Source organism: Christensenella timonensis, from assembly GCF_900087015.1.
Taxonomy (GTDB): Bacteria; Bacillota; Clostridia; order Christensenellales; family Christensenellaceae; genus Christensenella; species Christensenella timonensis.
In genome coordinates this window covers 301,004-324,553 of sequence record NZ_FLKP01000001.1, presented here as the reverse complement: position 1 = coordinate 324,553, position 23,550 = coordinate 301,004, and the positions used below count along the sequence as shown (strand labels likewise).

At 53.2% G+C, this 23,550-nt stretch carries 24 protein-coding genes; 20 read left to right on the top strand and 4 right to left on the bottom strand.

The window, feature by feature from the left end:
- The first annotated feature begins 9 nt into the window (after positions 1-9).
- From BN6471_RS01535 to BN6471_RS01440, 20 genes are all read left to right on the top strand, one after another.
- Positions 10-1,422: a beta/alpha barrel domain-containing protein gene (locus tag BN6471_RS01535; RefSeq protein ID WP_066644841.1), complete on the top strand. Its 1,413-nt coding sequence runs from the start codon at positions 10-12 to the stop codon at positions 1,420-1,422.
- A gap of 118 nt (positions 1,423-1,540) precedes the next feature.
- Positions 1,541-2,038 (top strand): Lrp/AsnC family transcriptional regulator, encoded by a 498-nt coding sequence (locus tag BN6471_RS01530; RefSeq protein WP_066644838.1) that lies wholly within the window; start codon positions 1,541-1,543, stop codon positions 2,036-2,038.
- Positions 2,035-3,210, top strand: coding sequence for an aminotransferase class I/II-fold pyridoxal phosphate-dependent enzyme (locus BN6471_RS01525; protein ID WP_204213225.1), 1,176 nt, complete (start codon positions 2,035-2,037; stop codon positions 3,208-3,210). Before BN6471_RS01530 ends, BN6471_RS01525 begins: the two co-directional genes overlap by 4 nt.
- Positions 3,198-4,019 carry a Cof-type HAD-IIB family hydrolase gene (locus tag BN6471_RS01520; protein ID WP_066644836.1) on the top strand — a complete coding sequence of 274 codons (822 nt, stop codon included), beginning with the start codon at positions 3,198-3,200 and terminating at the stop codon, positions 4,017-4,019. The genes BN6471_RS01525 and BN6471_RS01520 overlap by 13 nt, the downstream gene beginning before the upstream one ends.
- 123 nt (positions 4,020-4,142) lie before the next feature.
- A complete protein-coding gene (locus tag BN6471_RS01515; protein ID WP_066644834.1) occupies positions 4,143-4,607 on the top strand; it encodes a tRNA (cytidine(34)-2'-O)-methyltransferase in 465 nt (154 codons plus the stop codon).
- 53 nt (positions 4,608-4,660) lie between these two features.
- Positions 4,661-6,277: a Na/Pi cotransporter family protein gene (locus tag BN6471_RS01510; protein ID WP_066644832.1), complete on the top strand. Its 1,617-nt coding sequence runs from the start codon at positions 4,661-4,663 to the stop codon at positions 6,275-6,277.
- Positions 6,278-6,359: 82 nt separating this feature from the next.
- Positions 6,360-7,541: a phosphoglycerate kinase gene (locus BN6471_RS01505; RefSeq protein WP_066644830.1), complete on the top strand. Its 1,182-nt coding sequence runs from the start codon at positions 6,360-6,362 to the stop codon at positions 7,539-7,541.
- A gap of 91 nt (positions 7,542-7,632) precedes the next feature.
- Positions 7,633-8,376: a triose-phosphate isomerase gene (gene tpiA, locus BN6471_RS01500; RefSeq protein ID WP_066644827.1), complete on the top strand. Its 744-nt coding sequence runs from the start codon at positions 7,633-7,635 to the stop codon at positions 8,374-8,376.
- A 20-nt stretch (positions 8,377-8,396) separates the two neighbouring features.
- Positions 8,397-9,932 carry a 2,3-bisphosphoglycerate-independent phosphoglycerate mutase gene (gpmI, locus tag BN6471_RS01495; protein ID WP_066644821.1) on the top strand — a complete coding sequence of 512 codons (1,536 nt, stop codon included), beginning with the start codon at positions 8,397-8,399 and terminating at the stop codon, positions 9,930-9,932.
- A 136-nt stretch (positions 9,933-10,068) separates the two neighbouring features.
- Entirely contained in the window at positions 10,069-10,479 is a 411-nt protein-coding gene (locus tag BN6471_RS01490; RefSeq protein ID WP_066644816.1) for an ATP-binding protein, read from the top strand.
- A gap of 122 nt (positions 10,480-10,601) precedes the next feature.
- The gene (thrC, locus tag BN6471_RS01485) at positions 10,602-12,092 is read left to right on the top strand and encodes a threonine synthase (RefSeq protein WP_066644811.1); all 1,491 of its coding nucleotides are present in this window, start codon (positions 10,602-10,604) and stop codon (positions 12,090-12,092) included.
- Between the two features lie 4 nt (positions 12,093-12,096).
- Complete coding sequence (gene trpS / locus BN6471_RS01480; protein ID WP_066644809.1) at positions 12,097-13,107, top strand: tryptophan--tRNA ligase; 1,011 nt, start codon at positions 12,097-12,099, stop codon at positions 13,105-13,107.
- Positions 13,108-13,207: 100 nt separating this feature from the next.
- Positions 13,208-14,044 carry a DUF5685 family protein gene (locus BN6471_RS01475; protein WP_066644807.1) on the top strand — a complete coding sequence of 279 codons (837 nt, stop codon included), beginning with the start codon at positions 13,208-13,210 and terminating at the stop codon, positions 14,042-14,044.
- 17 nt (positions 14,045-14,061) lie between these two features.
- The gene (locus BN6471_RS01470; RefSeq protein WP_066644805.1) at positions 14,062-14,640 is read left to right on the top strand and encodes a J domain-containing protein; all 579 of its coding nucleotides are present in this window, start codon (positions 14,062-14,064) and stop codon (positions 14,638-14,640) included.
- An 11-nt stretch (positions 14,641-14,651) separates the two neighbouring features.
- Positions 14,652-15,194, top strand: a complete 543-nt coding sequence (locus BN6471_RS01465) for a hypothetical protein (protein ID WP_147553961.1) — start codon at positions 14,652-14,654, stop codon at positions 15,192-15,194.
- 61 nt (positions 15,195-15,255) lie between these two features.
- Complete coding sequence (locus tag BN6471_RS01460; protein ID WP_066644801.1) at positions 15,256-15,720, top strand: FHA domain-containing protein; 465 nt, start codon at positions 15,256-15,258, stop codon at positions 15,718-15,720.
- The gene (locus tag BN6471_RS01455; RefSeq protein WP_066644799.1) at positions 15,710-16,960 is read left to right on the top strand and encodes an FtsW/RodA/SpoVE family cell cycle protein; all 1,251 of its coding nucleotides are present in this window, start codon (positions 15,710-15,712) and stop codon (positions 16,958-16,960) included. Before BN6471_RS01460 ends, BN6471_RS01455 begins: the two co-directional genes overlap by 11 nt.
- Positions 16,957-18,348, top strand: coding sequence for a peptidoglycan D,D-transpeptidase FtsI family protein (locus BN6471_RS01450; RefSeq protein WP_066644792.1), 1,392 nt, complete (start codon positions 16,957-16,959; stop codon positions 18,346-18,348). Before BN6471_RS01455 ends, BN6471_RS01450 begins: the two co-directional genes overlap by 4 nt.
- Complete coding sequence (uvrC, locus tag BN6471_RS01445; protein ID WP_066644790.1) at positions 18,348-20,174, top strand: excinuclease ABC subunit UvrC; 1,827 nt, start codon at positions 18,348-18,350, stop codon at positions 20,172-20,174. Before BN6471_RS01450 ends, uvrC begins: the two co-directional genes overlap by 1 nt.
- 63 nt (positions 20,175-20,237) lie before the next feature.
- The gene (locus BN6471_RS01440) at positions 20,238-20,657 is read left to right on the top strand and encodes a VOC family protein (protein ID WP_066644788.1); all 420 of its coding nucleotides are present in this window, start codon (positions 20,238-20,240) and stop codon (positions 20,655-20,657) included.
- Between the two features lie 49 nt (positions 20,658-20,706).
- On the opposite strand, the gene BN6471_RS01435 is transcribed toward BN6471_RS01440, so the two are convergent.
- From BN6471_RS01435 to BN6471_RS01420, 4 genes are all read right to left on the bottom strand, one after another.
- Positions 20,707-20,970, bottom strand: a complete 264-nt coding sequence (locus BN6471_RS01435; RefSeq protein WP_066644786.1) for an HPr family phosphocarrier protein — start codon at positions 20,968-20,970, stop codon at positions 20,707-20,709.
- 66 nt (positions 20,971-21,036) lie between these two features.
- Positions 21,037-21,951 (bottom strand): DNA-binding protein WhiA, encoded by a 915-nt coding sequence (gene whiA / locus BN6471_RS01430; protein ID WP_066644783.1) that lies wholly within the window; start codon positions 21,949-21,951, stop codon positions 21,037-21,039.
- Positions 21,952-21,969: 18 nt separating this feature from the next.
- On the bottom strand, positions 21,970-22,833 hold the full coding sequence (gene rapZ, locus BN6471_RS01425; RefSeq protein WP_066644781.1) for an RNase adapter RapZ: 864 nt from the start codon (positions 22,831-22,833) through the stop codon (positions 21,970-21,972).
- Positions 22,830-23,549, bottom strand: a complete 720-nt coding sequence (locus BN6471_RS01420; protein ID WP_082903259.1) for a PHP domain-containing protein — start codon at positions 23,547-23,549, stop codon at positions 22,830-22,832. The genes rapZ and BN6471_RS01420 overlap by 4 nt, the downstream gene beginning before the upstream one ends.
- Between the last annotated feature and the right edge of the window lies 1 nt (position 23,550).

Below are 23,550 nucleotides of genomic sequence, written 5' to 3'. Positions count from 1 at the left end.
GAAACGGATATGACGACTGAAAGATATAAGCGCACCAACCTGCTGCAGGAAAACGACTACAATTATACATTGCAGGATGTTGAGCATGCGAACCTGTTCGAGGACATGTTCGACTATGACCAGGTGCCGAAAATAACCTTTAACCACAGGACAGTGCCCATGCACTTTCCGGAAGAGATATGGATCACAGATACCACTTTCCGCGACGGGCAGCAAGCGCGTACGCCGTTTTCGGTCAAAGAGGTCGTGGATCTTTATAAGCTGCTGCACAAGCTGTCCGGCCCGAAGGGGATCATCCGCCAGAGCGAATTTTTCGTGTATACGGAAAAGGACAGGAAAGCGCTTGAGGAATGTATGGCGCTCGGTTACGAGTTCCCGGAAATCACGACGTGGATCCGTGCCAATAAAAAGGATTTTGCGCTGGCAAAGGATATGGGCATCCGCGAGACGGGGATATTGGTCTCCTGTTCGGATTACCATATTTTCAATAAGATGGGTATGACACGCGGACAGGCGCTGGACAAATATTTGGGCGTGGTCAAAGACGCGCTCGATATGGGTATCGTACCGCGCTGCCACTTTGAAGATATCACCCGTGCGGATTTTTACGGGTTTGTGGTGCCGTTCGCACGCGCGCTGATGGAGCTGCGGGAGGAATCGGGTATCCCGATCAAGATCAGGATGTGCGATACGCTCGGCTATGGAGTGACCTATCCGGGGGCTTCGCTTCCCAGGAGCGTACAGGGTATCGTCTATGGGCTGCGGTTTTACGCCAACGTCCCTTCCACGCTTTTGGAATGGCACGGACACAATGATTTTTACAAGGTCGTCTGTAACGCGTCGACAGCGTGGCTTTACGGTGCGTCGTCCGTCAACTGCTCGATGCTCGGGATCGGCGAGAGGACGGGCAACTGCCCGATCGAGGCGATGGCCATCGAATATGTGCAGCTCAAAGGGACGCAGGACGGTATGGACTTGAAAGCGATTACGGAGATCGCGGATTATTTTGAAAAGGAATTGAAATATGACATCAATCCACGCACGCCGTTCGTGGGCAGGAATTTTAATTCCACCCGCGCGGGGATCCATGCGGACGGACTTTTGAAAGACGAACAGATTTATAATATTTTCAACACGGATAAGATCCTCGGCCGTCCGGTCGCGGTCGTGATCGGCGAGCATTCCGGCCTTGCGGGCATCGCACATTGGGTGAATACGCATTTCAAGCTGGGGGGAGAACAGAAGATCGATAAGAAGTCCGAGCTGGTGCAGAAGATTAAGGACGAGGTCGACAGGCAGTACGCAGAAGGGCGTACGACGTCGTTCGGGGACAACGAGCTGGAGATGATCATCAAGGATGCGGACTATATCACGTATGCGGCATTGTGCGCGCATGTAGCGGATATCAAAGATGCAGAGTGAATGAGCAAAGAAAAAGCCCTGCCTAAAAAGCAGGGTTTTTTTATCGGCCAGAATAGATTGAACGAAACACGCAAAGCGTGGTATAATGTCCCTAATTATTGTTCTCATGGAGGTAATCATGAAAAGAGATCTGAAACTGGAAATTCTGGATATTCTGGAAGACAATGCAAAGACAACGGCAGAAGAAATTGCCATGATGCTGAATGAGGACGCAGCCGCCGTGCAGAAGACGATCGACACGCTGGAAGAAGAAAAGGCGATCGTGAAATACAGTGCGCTTGTGAACCGCGAGATCGTATCCGAAGAAGAAGATGCGGAAGCGCTCATCGAAGTGGAAGTGACGCCGCAGCGCGATTATGGATACGACGACCTTGCAAAGCGGATTTACCGCTTTGAAGAGGTGCGCGCGGTGTACCTGATGGCGGGCACCTATGATTTGTGCGTACGCATCAAAAGCCGCAGCATGAAAGATATTTCCAAATTTGTATTTGAAAAATTAGCGGTCATCGACGGCGTGACACGTACGGTCACCGTGTTTATTATGCGTAAATACAAGGAACAGGGCGTCGTGTTGGTCGGCGAAGAAACGGATGAAAGATTGGTGGTTACCCCGTGAGAAAATTTATTGCGAAAACGGTAGAAGAAATGCCGCCGTCGGGGATCCGGAAGTTTTTTGATATTGCGAGCGAAATGAAAGATATCATCTCCCTTTCGGTAGGCGAGCCTGATTTTGTGACGCCGTGGAATGTACGCGAGGCAGCGATATCTTCCATTGAACGCGGTTACACGCACTACACCTCAAACCACGGCAACCCCGCGCTGCGTAAGCTGATCACGAAATACCTCTGCGAGCGGTATGGGATCGGCTATGACTGGCAGTTGCAGACCATCGTTACAGTGGGGGCGAGCGAGGCGCTTGACCTTGCGTTCCGTTCGATTATCGAGCCGGGGGACGAAATCCTCGTTCCCGCGCCTTCCTATGTTTCCTATATGCCCGGCGTGAGCTTTGCGGGCGGGGTCGCGGTACCCATCGAAACGAAGGAATGCGACAATTTTACGGTGACGCCGCAGGCCCTTGAAAATGCGATCACGTCCAAGACGAAAGCGATCATCCTGCCGTACCCCAACAACCCGACGGGCGCGATCATGACGAAAGAACAGCTGGAAGCGATCACCGGGATCGTTGAAAAGCACGATTTGTTCGTCATTTCGGATGAGATCTATTCGGAGCTTACCTATGGCGGGCGGCATTGTTCGATCGCATCCTTTCCCAATATGTATGGGCGGACGGTCGTGATCAACGGTTTTTCCAAAGCATTTGCCATGACGGGCTTCCGCCTGGGATATGCTGCAGGGCCCGAAGACATGATCGCCGCCATGGTGAAGATACACCAATATTTCATGCTGTGTGCGCCCACGGCGAGCCAGCATGCTGGTGAGGAAGCCCTGCGCCACGAGATGGATACGGATTTTGCGCAGGTAAGTAAGATGGTGGCGGATTACAACCGCCGTCGAACCTTTGTATACAATTCCTTTCAAAAGATGGGGCTTTCGTGCTTTGAACCACGGGGGGCGTTTTATGTGTTCCCCAATATTTCAGGCATGGGGATGACGTCGGAGGAGTTTTGCCATAAGCTGATAAGCGAAAAGCATGTGGCTTGTGTGCCGGGGACGGCATTCGGCGCAGCTGGGGAAGGCTTTATGCGCTGCTCGTATGCGTCGTCTATGGAGAACCTGAAAGAAGCAGTCAGGAGAATCGCGGAGTTTGTGGAAAAATGCAGAAGATAAAATTGTTGGCAATGGATATTGACGGAACACTGATCCCCGGCGTGGGAGAGGATATTGCACAGGTCGACCTGGAAGCGATCCGCTGTGCGCAGCGGTCGGGGGTCAAGGTGACACTGTCGACCGGGAGGATCTTAGGCACCGCAAAGAGCTGGGTACAACGGCTCAATATCGAAGGGCCTGTCATTACCTGCAACGGTGCGGATATGCGCGATATGCAAAAATCTTATTTTAAAGACAACCTTTCCTTTGAAGGGATGAAGGAGATAATGTCGGCGTACAGGGATACGGGGCTGAAACGCTATGTGTTCAGCGATAACCATATCTATTGTACCCACGAGGATTATTTTGAAAAACTGTTCGACAAGTGGCGCATGGGCAATGGGGGGGAGCTTCCGGTGACGATGTACGAAAGCGACGAGCAGTTGTGCGAGCGTGTGGCGGACGATATACAAAAGGTATTGGTCTGGGGACATGAGGAAGAACAGGCGGTCATGGAGGAACGCTCCAAACAGTTTGCTGGGCGCTTTGATGTGGTGCCGAGCGGCCCGGACAATGTGGAATTCAACGGGCTTGGCGTATCGAAGGGAAAGGCGCTTGCCGCGCTCGCGGAATATTATGGGTTTGACATCTCGGAAACGATGGCGATCGGCGACGGGGGGAACGATACGGATATGCTGAAAGCGGCGGGCATAGGGGTCGCCATGGGCAACGCCATGGAAGGGCCGTTGAAGGCTGCGGACTATGTGACCGCGGATGTGCGCCACGGGGGCGTGGCACAGGCGATCGACAAGTTCGTTTTTGGAAAATAGCAGTGGAAAAAGCCGCAGGAATGCGGCTTTTTTGTGCGCAAGAATTTTACATTGCACACCCATAGATTTTACTTTATAATTATTTTGGGTATGTTTTGAGAATTGTTATAAGGAAGAGGAAGAATGGCGATACATGTTGTGCTGCTGGAGCCGGAAATACCGCAAAATACGGGGAATATATCGCGCACATGCGTGGTCACGGGAAGTGAGCTCCACATCATCGGGCCAATGGGGTTTTCGCTCGACGAGAAGCATGTGAAGCGCGCGGGACTCGATTACTGGAAAGACCTGAAGCTGCATATGTATGACAGCCTGGAAGAATTTTACCAGCAGAATCCGGAAGCGGAATGTTGGTATTTTTCATCTAAGGTATCCCGGAATTTTAATGAAGCGAGCTATAGCGGGGATTGTTATTTGATGTTCGGCAAGGAGACGCAAGGGCTTCCAAAGCAGCTGCTCGACCAGCACACGGAGCATACGGTGCGTATTCCGATGCAGGCGAAACAGCGGTGCCTGAACCTTTCCAATGCGGTATGTGTGGGCGTGTACGAGGCGCTGCGCCAAAATGATTATTTTCATATGAAATAGGTGCTACTACCTTAAAATAAAATTTTTAAATGCTCGAAATATTGGGGGATGTTATGGACTTGTGGAGTATCATGATGCTGATCGGCGGCCTGGGGCTGTTCCTTTACGGCATGAAGCTGATGTCGGACGGCCTGGAAGCCGCCGCCGGCGACAAGCTGAGGACAGGCCTTGAACTGATGACCAAAAACCGTTTCAGCGCACTTGGGCTGGGGGCGGCGGTGACCGCTGTGATCCAGAGTTCGTCTGCGACGACGGTCATGGTCGTCGGTTTTGTCAATGCAGGACTTATGACGCTGATCCAGGCGATCAACGTGGGTATCGGCGCAAACATCGGTACGACGATCACCGCACAGATCGTTGCGCTCAACGTAACGGAATTCGCGCCGATCGTGCTTTTTGCAGGCGTGCTGATGATGCTGTTCATCAAAAAGCGCAAGGTGCGCAGGATCGGCGAGATCGTCGGCGGCCTGGGGATACTGCTCTTTGGCATGGAGATCATGTCAAACGCTGTTGCGCCGCTGCGCGATTACCAGCCGTTTATCGACCTTTTGAGTTCGTTCCAGGAGCCGTGGATCGGGCTTCTGGCAGGCCTTGCGGTAACGGCGATCATCCAGAGCTCCTCCGCTACCATGGGGATCATCCAGGCTTTTGCCATGCAGGGCGTCATGGGGCTGGATTCCGCCGTATATGTGATATTGGGCCTCAACATCGGTACCTGCGTAACGGCAATCATCGCGAGCCTGTCGGGTACCAAAACGGCGAAACGTACGGCGATCGCCCTGTTGTTCTTCAATGTTTTCGGTTCGCTGATCTTTATGCTGGCAATGCATTTCCTGCCCATCGTGGACTGGATCAAATCCTGGTCGCCGGACGAGCCGGTACGCCAGTTGGCGAACTTCCATACATTCTTTAACGTGATCAATGCATTTATCTTCATCGGTTGTCCGCAGCTCCTTGCAAAAGTGGCGTGTTTCTTTGTGCGCGGCGAAGACAAGAAGCTGGAAGGGCGGAAGCTGAAATATATCGATAAAAATGCCGACAGCCAGCCGGTAGCGATCGGACAGGCGATCCTGGAGGTGGCGCGCATGGCGCGTATTTCAGGCGAGAATTTCAACCTGGCGCTGAAAAGTTTCCTGGAGGGAGATGAAAAGATGGTCGACGAGGTCATGGAGAACGAAAAAGTGGTCAATTACTTAAACCAGGAGATCACGGATGCGCTTTCCATGATCAGCCAGACAGGGCTTTCCGAGGTCGACTCGCGCACTGTGACGGCAATGCTGCACGCGATCATGGATATCGAACGCATTTCGGATATTGCAGAAAATGTCGCCGACCTGGCCGCTATACGCCTGGAGAAGAAGACAAAGCTTTCCAGGAAGGGTGCGGCGGAAATCGAATTTATGGGCAAAAAACTGGAGGAGGCTTTTTCGATGATGCGCGACGTAATGCGGGACGGCAATATGGAATATGCCAAACGCGTCATGGAGATCGAGGACGAGATCGACAAATACGAAGAAAAGATCAAAAAGCATCATATCAAGCGCCTGAAGAAGGGCGAATGTACCGCGAGCGCCAGCACGTTGTTCACGGATGTGATCACAATGTGCGAGAGGGTGGCCGACCATGCGGCGAATATTGCGGCGCTGACACTGCGCGGCGAGCTGCAATAATCAGAACTTAGGCTTGATTATTGGCTGCAAATTGATTAAAATGAACATGTGTGCGATTATTCAAAATTAAAGGAGTACGATTATGAAGAAAACGATTGAAGATATTGACGTAGCCGGGAAAAAAGTACTGGTACGTGTGGATTTCAATGTTCCGCTCGACGAGAAAGGCGAAATCACAGACGAAACGCGCATCCAGGCGGCGCTCCCGACGATCCAGTATTTGATCGATAAAGGCGCAAAGGTGATCCTGATGTCCCATCTCGGACGTCCGAAGGGCGAAGTAAAGCCGGAATTCTCGCTTGCGCCCGTTGCAAAGCGGTTGTCCGAGATCCTGAACACCAAAGTTGTGTTCGCAAAGGACTGCGTGGGCAAAGAAGCGAAGGACGCTGTGGATTCTATCGAAGACGGCCAGGTCGTACTTCTTGAGAACCTGCGTTTCCACAAGGAAGAAACAGCCAACGATCCGGCGTTTGCAAAAGAGCTGGCAAGCCTCGGCGATATCTTTGTCAACGACGCGTTCGGTACGGCGCACAGGGCGCACGCTTCTACGGCGGGCGTGGCGGAATACCTGCCGGCAGTGGCAGGCTACCTGATCGGCAAGGAGCTTTCCTTCATGGGCAAGGCTCTGGAAGACCCGGCGCGCCCGTTCATCGCGATTTTAGGCGGGGCGAAGGTCTCCGACAAGATCGGCGTGATCGAAAACCTGCTTTCCAAGGTGGATTGCCTCATTATCGGCGGCGGTATGGCAAACACGTTCGTAAAGGCGCAGGGCTATGAAATGGGCAAATCCCTGGTGGACGACGAACGCCTGAATCTGGCGCTCGAATTGATGGATCAGGCAAACAAAAAGGGAATCAAGATCATGCTTCCTTCCGACTTCGTGGTGGCAAAAGAGCTCAGCGCAGAGGCGGAAGCGCACGTAGTACCGGTGGACAACATCCCGGCCGACATGATGGCCCTGGATATCGGGCCGTCCACAAGGATTATTTTCGCCAACGAGATCAAGCGCGCAAAGACGGTCATCTGGAACGGGCCGATGGGCGTTGCGGAAATCCCGGCGTTCGCAGGCGGCACGAGGGCGATCGCGGAAGCGCTCAGCGAAGCGTCGGCAACGACGATCATCGGCGGCGGCGACAGCGCGGCGGCGGTCAAGAAGCTCGGCTTTGCTGACAAGATGTCGCATATCTCCACGGGCGGCGGCGCATCCCTTGAATTCCTCGAAGGGAAGGAACTGCCGGGCGTAGCCGCGCTCAACGACAAATAAGTCGTAAACGCGTCAAAATAGCATCAGTACCATAAAGGACGGAGAGCATCCGTCCTTTTCAAAAATATTCATATTTTTAAGGGGAAAAACAATGAGAAAACCAATTATTGCAGGAAACTGGAAGATGAACAAGACGCCCGACGAGGCGGCTGCACTGATCAACGACTTGAAACCGCTGGTGGCTTCGGCGCAGGCGGAGGTAGTGGTATGCCCGCCGGCAACGGATCTTGCGGCGGCGGCAGCGGCGCTTGCCGGAAGCAACATTTCCCTCGGCGCACAGAATATGGACTATCACGACAGCGGCGCTTATACGGGCGAAGTATCGGCGGATATGCTGCTGGGCCTCGGCGTGAAATACGTGATCATCGGGCATTCGGAACGCCGCGAATACTATGCGGAAACGGACGAGACAGTGAACCTCAAGGTTTTGAAGGCGCTGGAAAAGGGACTTACGCCTATCGTGTGCGTGGGCGAAAAACTGGAAGAGCGTGAAAGCGGCGTGACGGCGGAAGTGGTCAGGAAGCAGACGAAGCTGGCGCTCCTGAACGTAGCGCAGGGCGACGTTGCCAAAGTTGTCGTTGCGTATGAGCCGATCTGGGCGATCGGCACGGGCAAGACGGCAACCAGCGACGATGCAAACAATACGATCAAGGAAATCCGTGCAGCAATAAAAGAAGTGTTTGGAAACGTTGCCGAGGAGGTAAGAATACAGTATGGCGGAAGCATGAATCCGAAGAACGCGACAGAGCTGATGGCGATGAGCGATATCGACGGCGGCCTCATTGGCGGTGCTTCGCTGAAGGCCGAAGATTTTTCCAAGGTCGTAAATTACTAAAGAAAACAGGTGAATAACAAATGGCTTTTACAGCACTGATCATTATGGACGGGTTTGGCCTCGCCGCCTGCAACGCGGGCAACGCGATTTGCGCGGAAGGAACGCCGAACCTAAATAGATTGATGGAAGAATATCCGCACACACGCCTCGGCGCGAGCGGGATGTCGGTCGGCCTGCCGGACGGACAGATGGGCAACTCGGAGGTCGGGCACCTCAACATCGGCGCGGGCAGGATCGTCTACCAGGAACTGACACGCATTACAAAATCCATTGCGGACGGCGATTTTTTCAGCAAAAAGGAATTTTTGGACGCGGTGGAAAACGTGAAAAAGCATGGCAGCGCGCTGCACCTGATCGGCCTGATCTCGGACGGCGGCGTGCACAGCCACCAGGAACATTTGTATGCGCTTTTGAAGCTGGCGAAGGAAAACGGGATCGGCGAAAGGACGTTTATCCATTGCCTGATGGACGGGCGCGACGTTGCCCCGGACAGCGGAAAAGGCTTTATCGAGCAGCTGGAGGCGAAGATCAGCGAGATCGGCGCAGGCAGAATCGCTACGGTGATGGGCCGTTATTATGCGATGGACCGCGACAACCGCTGGGAACGCGTAAAGCTCGCGTACGACGCGATCGTAAAGGGCGAAGGGCTTAACGCGCCGGATGCGGCCCGGGCGATGCAGGATTCGTACGATAAAAAGGAATACGACGAATTTGTAAAGCCGACGGTCATCACGCAAAACGGCGAGCCGGTGGCAAAGCTCAAGAAAGACGATTCTGTGATCTTCTTCAACTTCCGCCCCGACCGCGCGCGGGAGATCACGCGCAGCATCATCGACGAAGAGTTCACAGGCTTTGACCGCGAATATTTCCCGACGTATTTTGTATCTATGACGCAGTACGACAAGACATTCAAGAACATCCATGTGGCATATAAGCCGCAGGTGCTCGAAAATACGCTGGGCGAATATTTGGCGAAGAACAACAAAAAGCAGTTCCGCATCGCGGAAACGGAAAAATATGCGCACGTGACGTTTTTCTTCAACGGCGGCGTGGAGCAGCCCAACGAGGGAGAGGATCGTTACCTGATCCCGTCGCCCAAGGTGGCGACATACGACCTCCAGCCGGAGATGAGCGCGCCCGAGGTGTGCAAAAAAGCGGTGGAGCTGATTGAGTCGAAAAAGTATGACGTGATGATCCTCAATTTTGCGAACTGCGATATGGTGGGGCATACGGGCATCTTTGAGGCCGCGGTATCGGCGGTAAAAGCGGTGGACGAATGTGTGAAAGAGGTCGTGGATGCGATCCTTGCGGTAGGCGGCGACGTGCTGATCACAGCGGATCACGGAAATGCCGAAATCATGGCCGACCCCAAGACAGGCGGCCCGTTCACGGCGCACAGCACGAATCCCGTGCCGTGTATCCTTGTGAGCAAGGCGCACCGTTTAGATACGCTGCGTACAGGCGGAATCCTTGCGGATCTCGCCCCGACGATGCTCGATTTGATGGGGCTTGCCCAGCCGGCGGAAATGGAAGGCAAGAGCCTGATCGAAAAGTAATGGGTATAAGGCGCATCATGCATGCGCCTTTTTCTTACCGGCATAAAAATAATCATTTTACAGGTAGATAAAAGAATCGTAATATATTATAATATTACCAAGCGTAACCTATCTATAAATAAAGGGGGTCTTTACCATGATACAACTAATCTACGCACCAAAAGGCAGCGGCAAAACAAAAAGACTGATCGACCTTGCAAACGCGGAACTCAACTCCACAAAGGGCGACGTCGTATTTATCGACGACGACAAACGCTATATGTATGACGTGGCACACCAGGCACGTTTTGTGGACGTAAAAGACTACGGAATCGAATCGGGCGACGCGCTTTACGGAATGTTGTGCGGGATGGTATCACAAAATTACGATATTGAAGCGATCTTTATCGATGCGTTTCTGAAAATCGTAAAAATGGATGTTGCGGAATTAAAGGATCTGATGGACAAGATCGGCTCGCTTTGTGAAAAGAACAACTGCAAAGCAGTGATCATCATCAGTGCAGAGCCGGACGAAGCGCCTGATTTCCTGAAACCTTATATTATCTAAGGCGGCGGAAGAGACCTTTTTCGGAGGGATGACGTCCCCCTGTATTTGGAATGGAAATTTTACGTTAAGCCAAACGCATTACATGCGGCAGGCTTAACGTTTGCTTTTAAAGGAGAAAGAATATGCAGGTAATGAGCACGCGCGGAAAAGGAGAAAAAATACCCGCGACGATGGCTGTTTTAAAGGGGATCGCCGCGGACGGCGGCCTGTTTGTGCCCGAGGCGTTCCCACAGATCGACCTGGACGAAATGGCGGAATATGCGGCGCATGAATACGATATCCTTGCCGCAAAGGTACTGGGGCTTTTTTTTGACGTCCCGGAGGATACGCTCGCGACATTGACGCAGCAGGCGTATGCGCCGTTTGACGATACGAGGGTCGTACCGCTAAAGCGGCTTTCGGACAGGGAATATGTGATGGAGCTGACGCACGGGCCGACGCTCGCCTTTAAAGATATGGCGCTGCAGGTGCTGCCGCGCCTCATCCGCGTGGGGCTCGATATCCACCATCAGCAGGAAAACGTACTGATCCTGACGGCGACGTCCGGCGATACGGGCAAGGCGGCGCTCGAAGGCTTTAAAGACGTACCGCGCACGGCGATTCTGGTGTTTTACCCGGTGGACGGCGTTGCGACCATGCAAAAGCTGCAGATGGTGACGCAGGAAGGCGGGAACCTCAGCGTATGCGGCGTCAGGGGAAACTTTGACGATGCGCAGACGGGCGTCAAGGCGCTGTTTGCAAACGAAGAACTGAAACGGATATTGAAGGAAGCGGGCTATACGTTTTCCTCCGCGAATTCCATCAATATCGGCAGGCTGATCCCGCAGGTGGCCTACTATGTCTATGCATATGCGAAGCTGCTGGCCGACGGAATGGTCGAAAAAGGGCAAAAGGTAAATTTTGTCGTGCCTACGGGCAATTTCGGCAACATCCTGGCAGCATATTATGCGAAGCGCATGGGCCTGCCCATCGGCAAGCTGGTGTGTGCTTCCAACCACAACAACGTATTGACGGACTTTTTCAAAGGAGGGAAATACGACGCGAACCGTACGTTTTACAAGACGATGTCGCCCTCCATGGATATCCTGATCTCCAGTAATTTAGAGCGGCTGCTGTACGAGATCGCGGGACGCGATGAACAGGCCGTCCGGCAGTGGATGGCTTCCCTGAAAGCAAGCGGTACATACGAGATCCCGCAAAGCGCGCAGCAGGCGCTGCATGAGCTTTTCTATGCGGATTTCTGCGATGAGGAAGAGACGGGCCGGGCGATCCGGGATACATTTGAAAAGTACGGATACCTGATCGATACGCACACGGCGGTCGCGCAGTGTGTTTATGAAAAATACAGGCAGGCCACAGGCGACGACACGGTGAGCGTGGTGGTTTCTACGGCGAACCCGTATAAATTCACACAGGATGTGCTGCGCTGCGTTACGGGTGAAACGGTGGAGGATGCCTTTGCGGCGGCGGACCGGCTCGCGCAGGCGACGGGGACAAAGATTCCTCCGCAGATAAAAGAATTGTGTGAAAAACCGGTGCTGCACGACGGCTGTGTGGACAAAGACGACCTGATCACGGCGGTCAATACTTTCCTGCACCGGATGGGGGACTGAACGAATGGAACAGGGGATGGAAAAAAAGACGATTTTCAGCGGGATACAGCCGTCCGGCAATTTGACGCTCGGCAATTACCTGGGGGCGGTCAGGAATTGGGCGGCACTGCAGGAAGAATACCATTGCTACTATTGCGTGGTGGACCTGCATGCGATCACAGTCCGGCAGGAGAGCGCCGAGCTTAGGAAGCGCACGCTGGATGTCATGTCCGTGCTGATCGCGGCGGGCATCGACCCGGAAAAGAATATCCTATATATGCAGTCGCACGTGCCCGCGCATGCGGAGCTGGCATGGATACTCAATTGCTTTACCTATATGGGCGAGCTTTCCCGCATGACGCAGTTCAAAGAAAAAAGTGCCAAAGCGGGCGATAATATCAATGCGGGACTGTTTACCTATCCGGCGCTGATGGCCGCGGATATTTTGCTTTACCAGGCAGACCTTGTGCCGGTGGGTGTGGACCAGAAGCAACATTTGGAGCTGACCCGTGATTTGGCGATACGGCTTAACAATCTTTACGGCGATGTGTTTACCGTTCCCGAGCCATATATCCCCAAAGCGGGCGCCAAGATCATGAGCCTGCAGGAGCCGGAGAAAAAAATGTCGAAATCGGACGGGAACGACAACGCGTCCATCGCGCTCCTCGATCCGCCGGAGGTGATCACGCGCAAATTCAAGCGGGCGGTGACGGACAGCGATGGAGAGATCCGCTTTGCGGATGAAAAACCGGGTGTATCCAACCTGCTTTCTATCTATTCGGCGATCACGGAGAAAACGATCGCGCAGGCGGAAGCGGAATTTGCGGGGCAAGGCTATGGGGTGTTAAAGCAGCGTGTGGCCGACGCGGTGATCGCGGAGCTTAAGCCGCTGCAGGAGCGCTATAAGCAGGTGCGCGGGGACAAGGCATATTTGGAGCAGATCATGATGCGGAATGCGGAAAAGGCGTCGCAGGCGGCGCGCAAAACGCTTTTCAAAGTGCAGAAGAAGATCGGCCTCGCACCAAGGAAGCTGTAAATGTTAACAAACTCTGAAAATTTGGCTTTTGTCGTCTGGATGAAAGCCTTTTTTTATGGGAAACATGGAAACGGGCAGGGTTTGATGATATAATATCCGTATGTTTGGATATATCGTCCCAAAGGTATGCGAGCTCAAAGTGCGGGAATACGAACTGTTCCGGGCGTACTACTGCGGGCTGTGCAAGGCCTTGAAAAGTGGTTACAGGAAAACGGCAGTGCTCAATTTTGACAGCGTTTTTTTATATCTGCTTGCGGACAGCCTGTGCGAAGGCGGGACGGTGGTGCAGCCATGCAAATGCGGCCTGCATCCTTTTGAGAAAAGGAGCAAGGTCGTCTCGGACGCGGCAGGGTATGCGGCGGACGTCAATATCCTGATGGCTTACTTCAAGGCGGCGGACGATGTGCGCGACAAAGGAAAGGGCCGTCTGCTGCAACTTTTTTTAAAGAAGGCCTACCGCAAGGCGGCGGACAAACACCCGCATATCGTGGAGGTCGCGGAAAAGACGATCGATGAGCTGCACCGGTTAGAGGATGGAAAAACAGACAGTACGGATGCGGTCGCGGATACTTATGCACGGCTTTTGGGCACGGTGTTCGAGGATGTAGACGTTTTGCAGTCGCATGTCCTCTACGACCTTGGCTACAGCCTCGGGCGGTGGGTCTACCTGATCGACGCGGCGGAGGACTGGGAAAAGGATGAGGCCGCCGGGGAATACAACGTCTATGCGTGCCGCTATGAAAAGAGGACGCAAAGCGCGCAGCAGGAGATATTGCGCAGCATGCAGTATTCGCTGGCACAGGCGGCGCAGGCGCTGGAAAAGCTGTCGCTGCAAAAGAATAAGGAACTGCTGCAGAATATCATCTATTTGGGGCTGCGGGAACAGACGGAACGGATCGTCTGCGGACAGCCGCGCCTTACTGCACAGATCAGGTAAATACGAAGGGAATTTGAATGAACCCATACGAGGTACTGGGCGTTACGGAAAACGCTACGGATGAAGAGATCAAGGCGGCGTACCGGAAGCTGGTAAAAAAATACCATCCGGATCGCTTTGCGAACGATCCGCAAAAACAGGCTGCGGCGAGCGAGAAGCTAAAACAGGTAAACGCGGCCTATGATATGGTCACAAAGATACGGCAGGGAAATTACCAGTGGAGCAGTACGCCGGAGTTTGCCTCGGTGCGCGCGGCGATCCAGCGCGGAGCGATCGGCGAAGCGGAAGCGATGCTCAACCGCATGAGCGAGCGTCCGGCGGAATGGCATTTTTTGATGGGGATCGTCCTTTTGCGGCGCGGATGGTACGACGGTGCGGCGGAGCATTTTACGCGCGCGTACCAGATGGAGCCGGGAAACAGGGAATACGAAAACGCGATGCGCGCGATGTCACAGCAGGCAGGCGCGTATATGGATTTTGGGGATATGCCGGAAGGCGGCATACAGATGAACGGGAAAATGTGCGTTCCCTGCGGGATTTGCGCGTGCGCGGGCCTCAGCCTGTGCTGTGGGCGCGGCATGTTCTGTTGTATTTAAGAGGATAAGGAATGGTCAGAGGAAGAGGTTACAAGCGAAGCTCCAACAAAGGGAGCCTGGTAGTGATGTTCGCGGCGCTCACGCTGCTGTGCGTGTACCTGGCCAACGTGCTGCCGGCGCTTCGTATCACATTTTATTTTATATCGTCGGTCTTTTTGATGGGGATCATGATGGAGCGCAGGACGGTAACGGCGTTTGTTACGTTCACAGCCGTCCTGTTCCTCGGTTTTTTGATCGTTCCGGTAAAGCTCGGCATGCTGCCCTATCTCTTTTTCTTTGGACATTACGCTATTTTCAAATTTTATGTTGACGGCAGTCGGCAGGGTGCGGGCGCGGTCATCGTGAAGCTCGTTTATTTCAATGTCTGCGCGGCGCTGATATACTTCTTTACAGACGGCTGGATGATTGCCCAGATCCCCTTCAATATCCCGTGGTGGGGCCTCGTAGTTGCGGGAGAACTCATCTTTTTGTTCTACGATTGGCTGTTTTCCAAGGCCGCGCATTGGTATTATGGCGCACTGCGCAGCAGGCTGGTCGGCAGCAGCAGGTTTTAAAGGGAACTTTCCCGCGGCGACCTGCGTCAAACAAACAGAAGAATCGATTTAGGAGACAGGTATGGAACAGGCTTTTGAAGTCGCCTCATACGCGATGCGCTATTGGTTTATCGCCCTGGTGCTTGTGATACTCATCGCGGTGATCTATATTTCGTATAAAGAATACCAGCAGAAAAGGCAGGTCATGACACAGGTCGGCCAGTTTGGCGGGTATATGCAGATCATTGCTGGGCCGCAGGAATTTATCGGCGACCGGTTCGGATTGACGCAGGAAAACAGTATCGGCAGTGCGGATGCCTGCGATATCGTCCTGCCGGACAGAACGGTCGCACCCCGGCACGCGGTAATTTTTTTTGAAGATGACGACTATTATATTAAGCCGTCGGACAGGGCGGAGACAAAGATCAACGACCGCCGCGCGACAAGTACGCATAAGCTGAAGACGGGGGACAAGCTTTCCTTTGGGGACGTCAGCATGCGCATCTACTTCAAAAGGACGAGGATAGGGATAGGCAATGATCATTAAAAGATACGGCGCGGGGATCGTGCTTACATTTATGATATTATTTTTGCTGTCGGGCATGGCGCTGCTTTCCTTTGCGGGCAGCGCGTTTGACATGCAGCCTATGCTGATCGGCATCCTCTTTGCGGTGTTCATTATCCTGCAATACAACATCCTGCGCAAAATATTCAAACATTTTGAGCGATTTACGCTGTTGATCGCGGATTTTTTGTGCATCATCAGCATGGTGATCCTATACCGGCTCGACCCGGATACGGCGATGAAGCAGTTCATGTGGATACTGATCGGCAATGTGGCGATGGTGATCGTGATGCTCGTCATCAAGCGCGCGCACGATTTCGGTAAAGCCAATTGGGCCTTTATGATCTTGGCGGTCGGCATGCTGGGTTTGACGCTGGTGCTTGCCAGTACGATCGGCGGCGCGAAAAACTGGATCAGGATCGGCGGGATCAGTGTACAGCCGAGCGAATTCGCCAAAATATTGTTTTTGATCGTGACGGCTTACTTCCTGTCGTCTAAAAACCGTAAGCGCGACATGTGGCCGTATTTTGTGTTTACAATCGCGTGCGTGGGCATTTTGGTGCTTTCCAAAGACCTGGGGGCGGCGCTTCTTTTTGCGGGTACGTTCCTGATCGTGTTTTATGTTGGTACGGGAAGCGTGGGGATCACCCTGGGCGCGCTGGGCGCGTTCGCTCTTGGCGCCTTTTTGAGCTATAAGATGTTCGACCACGTAAAAACGCGCGTGGAGGTGTGGCAGGATCCGTGGGCGACGTACAACGACAAGGGTTACCAGATCGTGCAGGGGCTTTTAGCCATCGCCAGCGGCGGCCTGATTGGCACGGGGCTTGGGCTCGGCATGCCGGAGGTCATTCCCGTGGGGACGTCCGACTATATTTTTGCCGCGATCTCCGAAGAATTCGGTATTATCGTAGCCATCGCGATCATTGCGCTTTATCTCGTGTTCATCATCCGCGGTATCCTCATTGCCATGGACGCGCGCACGACGTTCGATAAATTACTGGTGTTCGGCGCGACGGTCATGCTGTCGCTGCAAAGCTTCATCATCATCGGCGGGGTTATCAAGCTGATCCCCTTAACGGGCATCACCATGCCTTTTGTGAGTGCGGGCGGCAGTTCTATGGTCGCATCAATGATGCAGCTGGGGATCATCGAAGGCGTTGCCCTCAAAAACGGCGAATATGAAGAGGCGGAGCTTGCAGAGATGGGAGGCGCGGTAGAATGAAAAAGCAAACCAACATCAAGAAGAATATGCGCGCCATGCTGGCAGTGTTCTGCTGCCTGTTCGTGTTGCTCGGCACATACCTTTTGTATTCCACGGTGGCGTACGGAGACCAATGGTTCACCACGCCTTTTAACCCGCGGATCGCCTCCAAAAACAACGTCAAGGACGCGGGAAGCATTTATGACCGCAACGGAATCGTACTTGCCTATTCGGATGGGGAAACGCGCAAATATGCGCAGAGTGAAGATATGCGCCGCGCGGTGAGCCATATCGTGGGCGATATTTACGGGCGTACATTGGGGGCGGAAACGTATTTTGCCAAATACCTGTACGGGTACGACCAAAATGTTGCGGACAAATTTGCCAGTGTGCAGAGCGGACAGAAGGGCGGCGACGTATACCTGACGATCGACGCGGAGCTGTGCGAATATATTTACGACAACATGGAAAAAGACGGGGCTGTGGTGCTCATGAACTATAAAACGGGCGAGATCCTCGCAAGCGTGAGCAAGCCGACCTTTGACCCGAATACCGTTAAAGAGGATACGGATGAGAGCGGTTCCAAATTCGTCAACCGTGTGACGCAGGGGCTGTATCCGCCGGGGTCGACGATGAAGATCGTCACCACGGCAGCGGCGCTCGAAAACGGCGTAACGGATCTCGAGATCGACTGTACAGGAGAGGCCATTATCGAGGGACAAAAGGTCACCTGCCCCAAGGATGGCGGGCACGGGCATGTCGACCTGGCGACGGCGTTTGAGAAATCCTGCAACATCTATTTCGGCGAGCTTGCGGTGGAGGTCGGCGGCGACGCGATGCTTAAGACGGCGGATGAGTTTGGATTCAACTATAACTTCAAATTCCCGGATTTCCGTATGAACAACAGTGTGTTTGAGGTGTCTGGCAACAAGGGCGACCTTGCGTGGGCGGGGATCGGCCAATACCACGACCTGCTGACGCCCATGCACAACATGATGATCTCTGCGGGTATCGCGGGCGGCGGCGTGATGATGCAGCCAAATACGCTGCTCGACGTTCGCTATGGCGGCAACAGCTCGTATACCTACACGCCTACGCAGTTTCGGACGGTGACGTCCGCAGGCGTTGCTTCCACGATCGGGGAGTATATGCGGCAGACGGTTGCGAGCGGTACGGCGACGAAGGCGGATGTATCGGGCGTGACGGTATGCGGCAAAACGGGTACGGCGGAATACGTGAACCCGGATACGGGAGAAACGGACAACCATTCATGGTTCGTCGGCTTCATAGAGGACGCGGATCATCCGCTGGCGATCGCAGTCCTGGGTGAAGGCGGGGGCTTTGGTTCGGCATACGCGACGCCGCTTGCGGGAAGCATCCTGGGCAAAGCGGTCGATAAGGGATATTAATGAACAAAAAACTGGAGAAAAAAATCAAAAACCTGCCGCAAAATCCGGGCGTGTACATCATGCGCGATGTGGATGGCAAGGTCATATATGTGGGCAAGGCGCGGGTGCTGAAAAACCGCGTCAGCCAATATTTCCGCAAGGAAGCGCAGAAATATACCAAGGTCGCGGCTATGGTGTCGCACATCGACGACTTTGAATATATCATCACCGATACGGAGCTGGAAGCGCTGATCCTGGAATGTAACCTGATCAAGAAATTCCGGCCGTATTACAATATCCTCTTAAAGGACGACAAGCATTTCCCGTATGTACGGGTGGACCTGCGGGAGGATTTTCCGCGTTTTACCGTGGTGCGCAAGGTAAAGGACGACGGCGCCAAATATTACGGGCCGTTTATTGCGGCGCACATCATCCGCGATGTTCTCGACCAGATCGGGCGGCTTTACCCGCTTCGGAGCTGCAACAACGATATTGCCCGCATGATCGCGCGGGGAGAGCGCCCGTGCCTCAATTACGAAATGGGACGGTGTATCGGGCCGTGCACGGGCAGGGTTTCAAAAGAGGAATACGGCGAGCTTGTCAAAGAGGTCATCAGCGTCATCTCCGGCAGCAACAATGCGCTGAAAAAGGAGATGGTGCGCAAGATGGAAAAGGCGGCGGAAGAGCTTAACTTTGAGCAGGCGGCGCTGCTGCGCGACCGGCTTGCGCTCATCGACCGTATCCGCGAAAAACAGCGGGCCGGCTTCCCCAACTTAAACGATAAGGACGTGTTCGCAATCGAAAAGGGGCTGGAAACGGCGGTAGTGCAGGCATTTTTGTTTCGTAACGGCAAGCTGAATTACGCACAGAAATATTACCTCGATTATCATAACGAACCGCTTCCTGAAATGATGCGTGAATTCCTGCAACAGTACTATACGGATCAAAGCGGGATACCCAAGCATATCTATACGCTGCCCCGGCCGGACGACCACGAGCTTTTAGAGGAATGGCTGAGCGCAAAGCGCGGTTCCAAGGTGGAGATCAAAGAGGCGGTGCGCGGCGATAACCGCAAGCTGGCGGAGCTCGCGCGCAAGAACGCGCTCGACGCGGTCAAGATCAAGGAAGGCGCGAAAAAGCAGCGGCAGGCAGCGGCAGGCAACCTTGCCAAGGCGCTGGGGCTGCCCGAAACGCCTGGGCGTATCGAATGTTACGATATTTCCAATACGCAGGGGACGAACAACGTTGCTTCGATGGTCGTTTTTACGGACGGGAAACCCGACCGCAAGAAATACCGGCATTTCAGGATCAAGAGCTTTGAGGGCGCGAACGATTTTGCCTCCATGAATGAAACGCTGGAACGCAGGCTGATGCGCGGCCTTCAGGGGGATGAGAGCTTTTTGCCTATGCCAGACCTCATCATTATCGACGGCGGCAAAGGACAGCTCAGCGCGGCGCGCGACGCATTGTTTGCACTGGGGTGTGAAGATATTCCCATCGTGAGCCTGGCCAAAAAGCAGGAAGAGATATTTGTACCCGGCAGGGAAGAAAGCATATTGCTGCGGGTAGGCAGCCCTGAATACCGCCTCGTGACGGGGATCCGCGACGAAGCGCACCGGTTCGCGATCACATACCACCGCAAACTGCGCGAAAAGCGGCACCATACGGGCGAGCTCGACCTGATCGAAGGCGTAGGAGGTACGAGAAAGCGCACGCTGCTCAAGACATTCGGCAGTATAAAACGGCTAAAGGAAGCGTCGCTTAAAGATATCGAGGCTGTAAAAGGCGTGCCGCGCAGTGTCGCGGAAACGGTATACCGGCATTTTCACCCGGATGGGAAGGATTGATGTTTCGGCCCGGCCTATGGGTGTTATAGGAAGCATACTAAAAACAGAAAAGGAGAACGTACTATGACATTCAGTGTTTTTGTGAACTTTGACGGAAACTGCCGTGAGGCGGTGGAGTTTTATGCGGAGGTGTTTGGGGCTGAAACGCCGCGCATGATGACGTACGGCGAGGCGCCGGGCGCAAATACCAGCGAAAAAGACCGGGATCGCATCATGTACACCGACCTGATGATCGGCGGCTGTAATGTGATGTTCATGGATTTCCCATCCGATATGGAATGTGTGAAGGGGAACAACATCCAGCTTACGCTAAGCGTTCCTGATAAAGAAGAGGTAAGGCGGCTGTTTAACGCGCTCAAGGAAGGCGGAACCGTGGGCATGGAGCTTGAAGAGACGTTCTGGAGCGGGCTTTACGGCATGGTGACCGACCGATTCGGCGTGCAGTGGCATATTATGCACGGTGACGGGCAACATAACAAATAAGCACAAAAAAACGGTACGGCCATTGGCCATACCGTTTTTGTTTTACTTTTTATTCGCCGAAGTTGTTATCCACAAGCTCCGCCAGCGCTTCGATCGCTTCTTTTTCGTCCGCGCCGTTCGCAAAGACATAAATGGACTCGCCGGATTTTACCCCCAGCGAAAGAAGCCCCATAATACTTTTTGCGTTGATTTTTTTGTTGGAAAATTCGATCAGGATCTGGGCGTCGAACTGGTTTGCGACCTGTACAAAGCTCGCCGCAGCCTTTGCCTTTAGACCATCGTTGCTTCTAATCACCAATTCTTTGTAAATCATACCAAAACCTCCTTGCTGTGATGGACGGCAATCATTTGCCGTGAGCCTTATAAAGCTGTTTTGCAGTCAGTGGTTCTTTAAGTCTTCCGCGATTGCGTTCAACTTGCGAAGCCGGTGGTTCATCGCGGATTTGGTCGTCCCATTCAGTTCGCATAATTCCTGCAAGGTCGCTTCCGGATGGGATAAACGCAACTGGGCCGCCTCGCGTAGCGTATCGCTCAAGTTTTCAAGACCGACCTGCCGATCGATCAGTCGGATGCTCTTAAGTTGCGCCATCGCGGCGTTTACAGTCTTGCTGATGTTTGCCGTTTCACAATTGACCGCGCGATTTACATTATTGCGCATTTCCTTTAAGATACGTACATTTTCAAAATTCAATATAGAAGAATATGCACCTACCAAGGCAAGAAAAGCGGCAATACTATCCCCTTCATTTAAGTATACCACAAAATTTTGCTTGCGGGGAATAGTTTTTGCGTGGATTTGGTTGTTTTTCAATAATTTACAGAGTACATTGGCATAAGCCTCCGAATTTACCACAAATTCCAGATGGTAATTCTTTTTGGGATTGGAAACGGTTCCGCCGCCCAAAAACGCGCCGCGCAAAACGCAGATACCGCAACATTCTTTTTCCAGCATATAGGAAGGGGGGACTGCGTCCGTCAAAAGGTTTCCCTCCAGGCCCAGCGCGGAAAGCAAAAGCGGTGCGTCGTCCACGGCAATGGCGTAGGAATGCTTTTTTTTCAGCAGGTTATCCTTTACCTGTATGTCCGCCTCGATTTTTAAGACCCGTGTGAGCGTGCCGTATATCCGTTTGGCCACCGCCATATTTTCCGTATTATAGTGGATATGTACACCGGTCGAATTGATTTTCAGATTTCCGCATACGAGCGTCAAGGCACACAGCTCCGCCATGATACAGCAGTCGTCCGTTACCTGCAATGTACAGATCTCGTCCTTGGCAGTCGATGAAAACGACATAAGCGCCCTCCGTTTTTATCAGCGGTTCTTTTCCAGGTTGATGTCGCGGTGTTCGAGCGTGACGCGCAGGCCCTGGTCGGAAAGCATGCGGAACAGCTCCTCCGCCATAACGACGCTGCGGTGCATGCCGCCTGTACAGCCGATGCCGATCACAAGCTGGTTTTTGTCCTCGCTGATGAAGCAGGGCGCAAGTTTTTCAACAATCGTGACCAGCTCGTGCAGAAAGAATTTGGTCGGTTCAAACGAAAGCACGAAATCGCGCACATCCTGCTCGAGGCCGGTATGGTCGCGCATGCCCTCCACATAAAACGGATTGGGGATGAAACGCATATCGAACACCATGTCCGCATCAAGCGGGATGCCGCGCTTATAGCCAAAGGAAATGATGGAAACGAGCAGGCCTTTTTCGCCTTCCTCCGCATACATCAAGTCGATCATCTGGCGCAGCTTCATGACGTTATAAGACGATGTATCGATGACGTGGTTGGCCATATCCTTGATTTGCTGCAGCTTGCGGCGCTCTAAGTGTATGCCTGCCAGTATCTCGCCGCTGCCCGAAACGGGGTGTTTGCGGCGCACTTCCTTGAAGCGCTTGACAAGAACAGCGTCGGAAGCGTCTAAAAAGAGGATATCAAGCTCCAAGTCCATGGACTTTAACTCGTCGATCGTCGCATAGATCGAATCGAAAAAGTCTCCCATGCGCGTATCCACAGCGACAGCGACTTTGTCGCGGATATGCTGGCTTTGCATGCACAGGCGCGCAAACTGGGGGATCAGCTCGGGCATTAAATTATCTACACAATAGTATCCGAGGTCTTCCAGGCGCTTCAGGGCGGAAGAACGGCCCGCCCCCGAAAGCCCCGTTACGATCGTAAATTTCATAGTTCGTTTCTCCTTGCGTTGATGACCTGCTCCGGCATGAGTCCCGCTTCCTCCGCCTTTTTCAGGGCAGGAGCGAAATCGCCGATGCGGTCTATGGAGTGGGCGTCGCTTCCGATGGAAAACAGTACGCCCGTTTTGGCACATTCCATCAGTTCCCCTGTCGTAAATTCAGGATGCTTGGCATTGATCTCAAGCGCAGTACCGACCTTTGCGGCGTGCTTTGCCACAGCCAGCTTATCGACCGGGATACCATAGCCGATGTGCGTAATGATATCAATGCGGTTTTTGTCCATCGCGTTGATATATGCCTGTGTATTGCGCCTGACAGCCTTTTCACTGTGGCTTTTGGGAAGAAGGAAATGCACGTTGTTGCGCAAGCCGAGGAACCGCGCCAGTTTGTGGTAACCCATCAAATGGATATCAAACGCGTCCGCGTATTGCGGCGGCAAGTCCATATCGCCATCTTCGGATAAAAGGTTGAATTCCACGCCCGCAAGCACTTCGATGTCATTTTTATATTTTTTACGCATTGCATCGATGTCTTTTAAATAAGCATCCACATCTTTAATGTTATAAAAAAGATGCTGCGGGCCATGGTCGCTGATCACGATCTTGGTAAAGCCCTTTTCGATCGCGGCCCGTACGTTTTGCTCGACCGTACCTGTCCCGTGGCTGTGCAAGGTATGCGTATGCGTATCCCAAGCTATCTCAATCATT

What these genes read in the sequence shown, in the direction of transcription:
- BN6471_RS01420 (WP_082903259.1), bottom strand. Translation starts at nt 23,549, where the DNA reads ATGATTGAGATAGCTTGGGATACGCATACGCATACCTTGCACAGCCAC.
- BN6471_RS01455 (WP_066644799.1), top strand. Translation starts at nt 15,710, where the DNA reads ATGATCATTAAAAGATACGGCGCGGGGATCGTGCTTACATTTATGATA.
- BN6471_RS01505 (WP_066644830.1), top strand. Translation starts at nt 6,360, where the DNA reads ATGAAGAAAACGATTGAAGATATTGACGTAGCCGGGAAAAAAGTACTG.
- uvrC (WP_066644790.1), top strand. Translation starts at nt 18,348, where the DNA reads ATGAACAAAAAACTGGAGAAAAAAATCAAAAACCTGCCGCAAAATCCG.
- trpS (WP_066644809.1), top strand. Translation starts at nt 12,097, where the DNA reads ATGGAACAGGGGATGGAAAAAAAGACGATTTTCAGCGGGATACAGCCG.
- BN6471_RS01535 (WP_066644841.1), top strand. Translation starts at nt 10, where the DNA reads ATGACGACTGAAAGATATAAGCGCACCAACCTGCTGCAGGAAAACGAC.
- gpmI (WP_066644821.1), top strand. Translation starts at nt 8,397, where the DNA reads ATGGCTTTTACAGCACTGATCATTATGGACGGGTTTGGCCTCGCCGCC.
- BN6471_RS01435 (WP_066644786.1), bottom strand. Translation starts at nt 20,970, where the DNA reads ATGATTTACAAAGAATTGGTGATTAGAAGCAACGATGGTCTAAAGGCA.
- whiA (WP_066644783.1), bottom strand. Translation starts at nt 21,951, where the DNA reads ATGTCGTTTTCATCGACTGCCAAGGACGAGATCTGTACATTGCAGGTA.
- thrC (WP_066644811.1), top strand. Translation starts at nt 10,602, where the DNA reads ATGCAGGTAATGAGCACGCGCGGAAAAGGAGAAAAAATACCCGCGACG.
- BN6471_RS01520 (WP_066644836.1), top strand. Translation starts at nt 3,198, where the DNA reads ATGCAGAAGATAAAATTGTTGGCAATGGATATTGACGGAACACTGATC.
- BN6471_RS01470 (WP_066644805.1), top strand. Translation starts at nt 14,062, where the DNA reads ATGAACCCATACGAGGTACTGGGCGTTACGGAAAACGCTACGGATGAA.
- BN6471_RS01490 (WP_066644816.1), top strand. Translation starts at nt 10,069, where the DNA reads ATGATACAACTAATCTACGCACCAAAAGGCAGCGGCAAAACAAAAAGA.
- BN6471_RS01475 (WP_066644807.1), top strand. Translation starts at nt 13,208, where the DNA reads ATGTTTGGATATATCGTCCCAAAGGTATGCGAGCTCAAAGTGCGGGAA.
- BN6471_RS01515 (WP_066644834.1), top strand. Translation starts at nt 4,143, where the DNA reads ATGGCGATACATGTTGTGCTGCTGGAGCCGGAAATACCGCAAAATACG.
- BN6471_RS01530 (WP_066644838.1), top strand. Translation starts at nt 1,541, where the DNA reads ATGAAAAGAGATCTGAAACTGGAAATTCTGGATATTCTGGAAGACAAT.
- BN6471_RS01450 (WP_066644792.1), top strand. Translation starts at nt 16,957, where the DNA reads ATGAAAAAGCAAACCAACATCAAGAAGAATATGCGCGCCATGCTGGCA.
- tpiA (WP_066644827.1), top strand. Translation starts at nt 7,633, where the DNA reads ATGAGAAAACCAATTATTGCAGGAAACTGGAAGATGAACAAGACGCCC.
- BN6471_RS01440 (WP_066644788.1), top strand. Translation starts at nt 20,238, where the DNA reads ATGACATTCAGTGTTTTTGTGAACTTTGACGGAAACTGCCGTGAGGCG.
- rapZ (WP_066644781.1), bottom strand. Translation starts at nt 22,833, where the DNA reads ATGAAATTTACGATCGTAACGGGGCTTTCGGGGGCGGGCCGTTCTTCC.
- BN6471_RS01460 (WP_066644801.1), top strand. Translation starts at nt 15,256, where the DNA reads ATGGAACAGGCTTTTGAAGTCGCCTCATACGCGATGCGCTATTGGTTT.
- BN6471_RS01465 (WP_147553961.1), top strand. Translation starts at nt 14,652, where the DNA reads ATGGTCAGAGGAAGAGGTTACAAGCGAAGCTCCAACAAAGGGAGCCTG.
- BN6471_RS01510 (WP_066644832.1), top strand. Translation starts at nt 4,661, where the DNA reads ATGGACTTGTGGAGTATCATGATGCTGATCGGCGGCCTGGGGCTGTTC.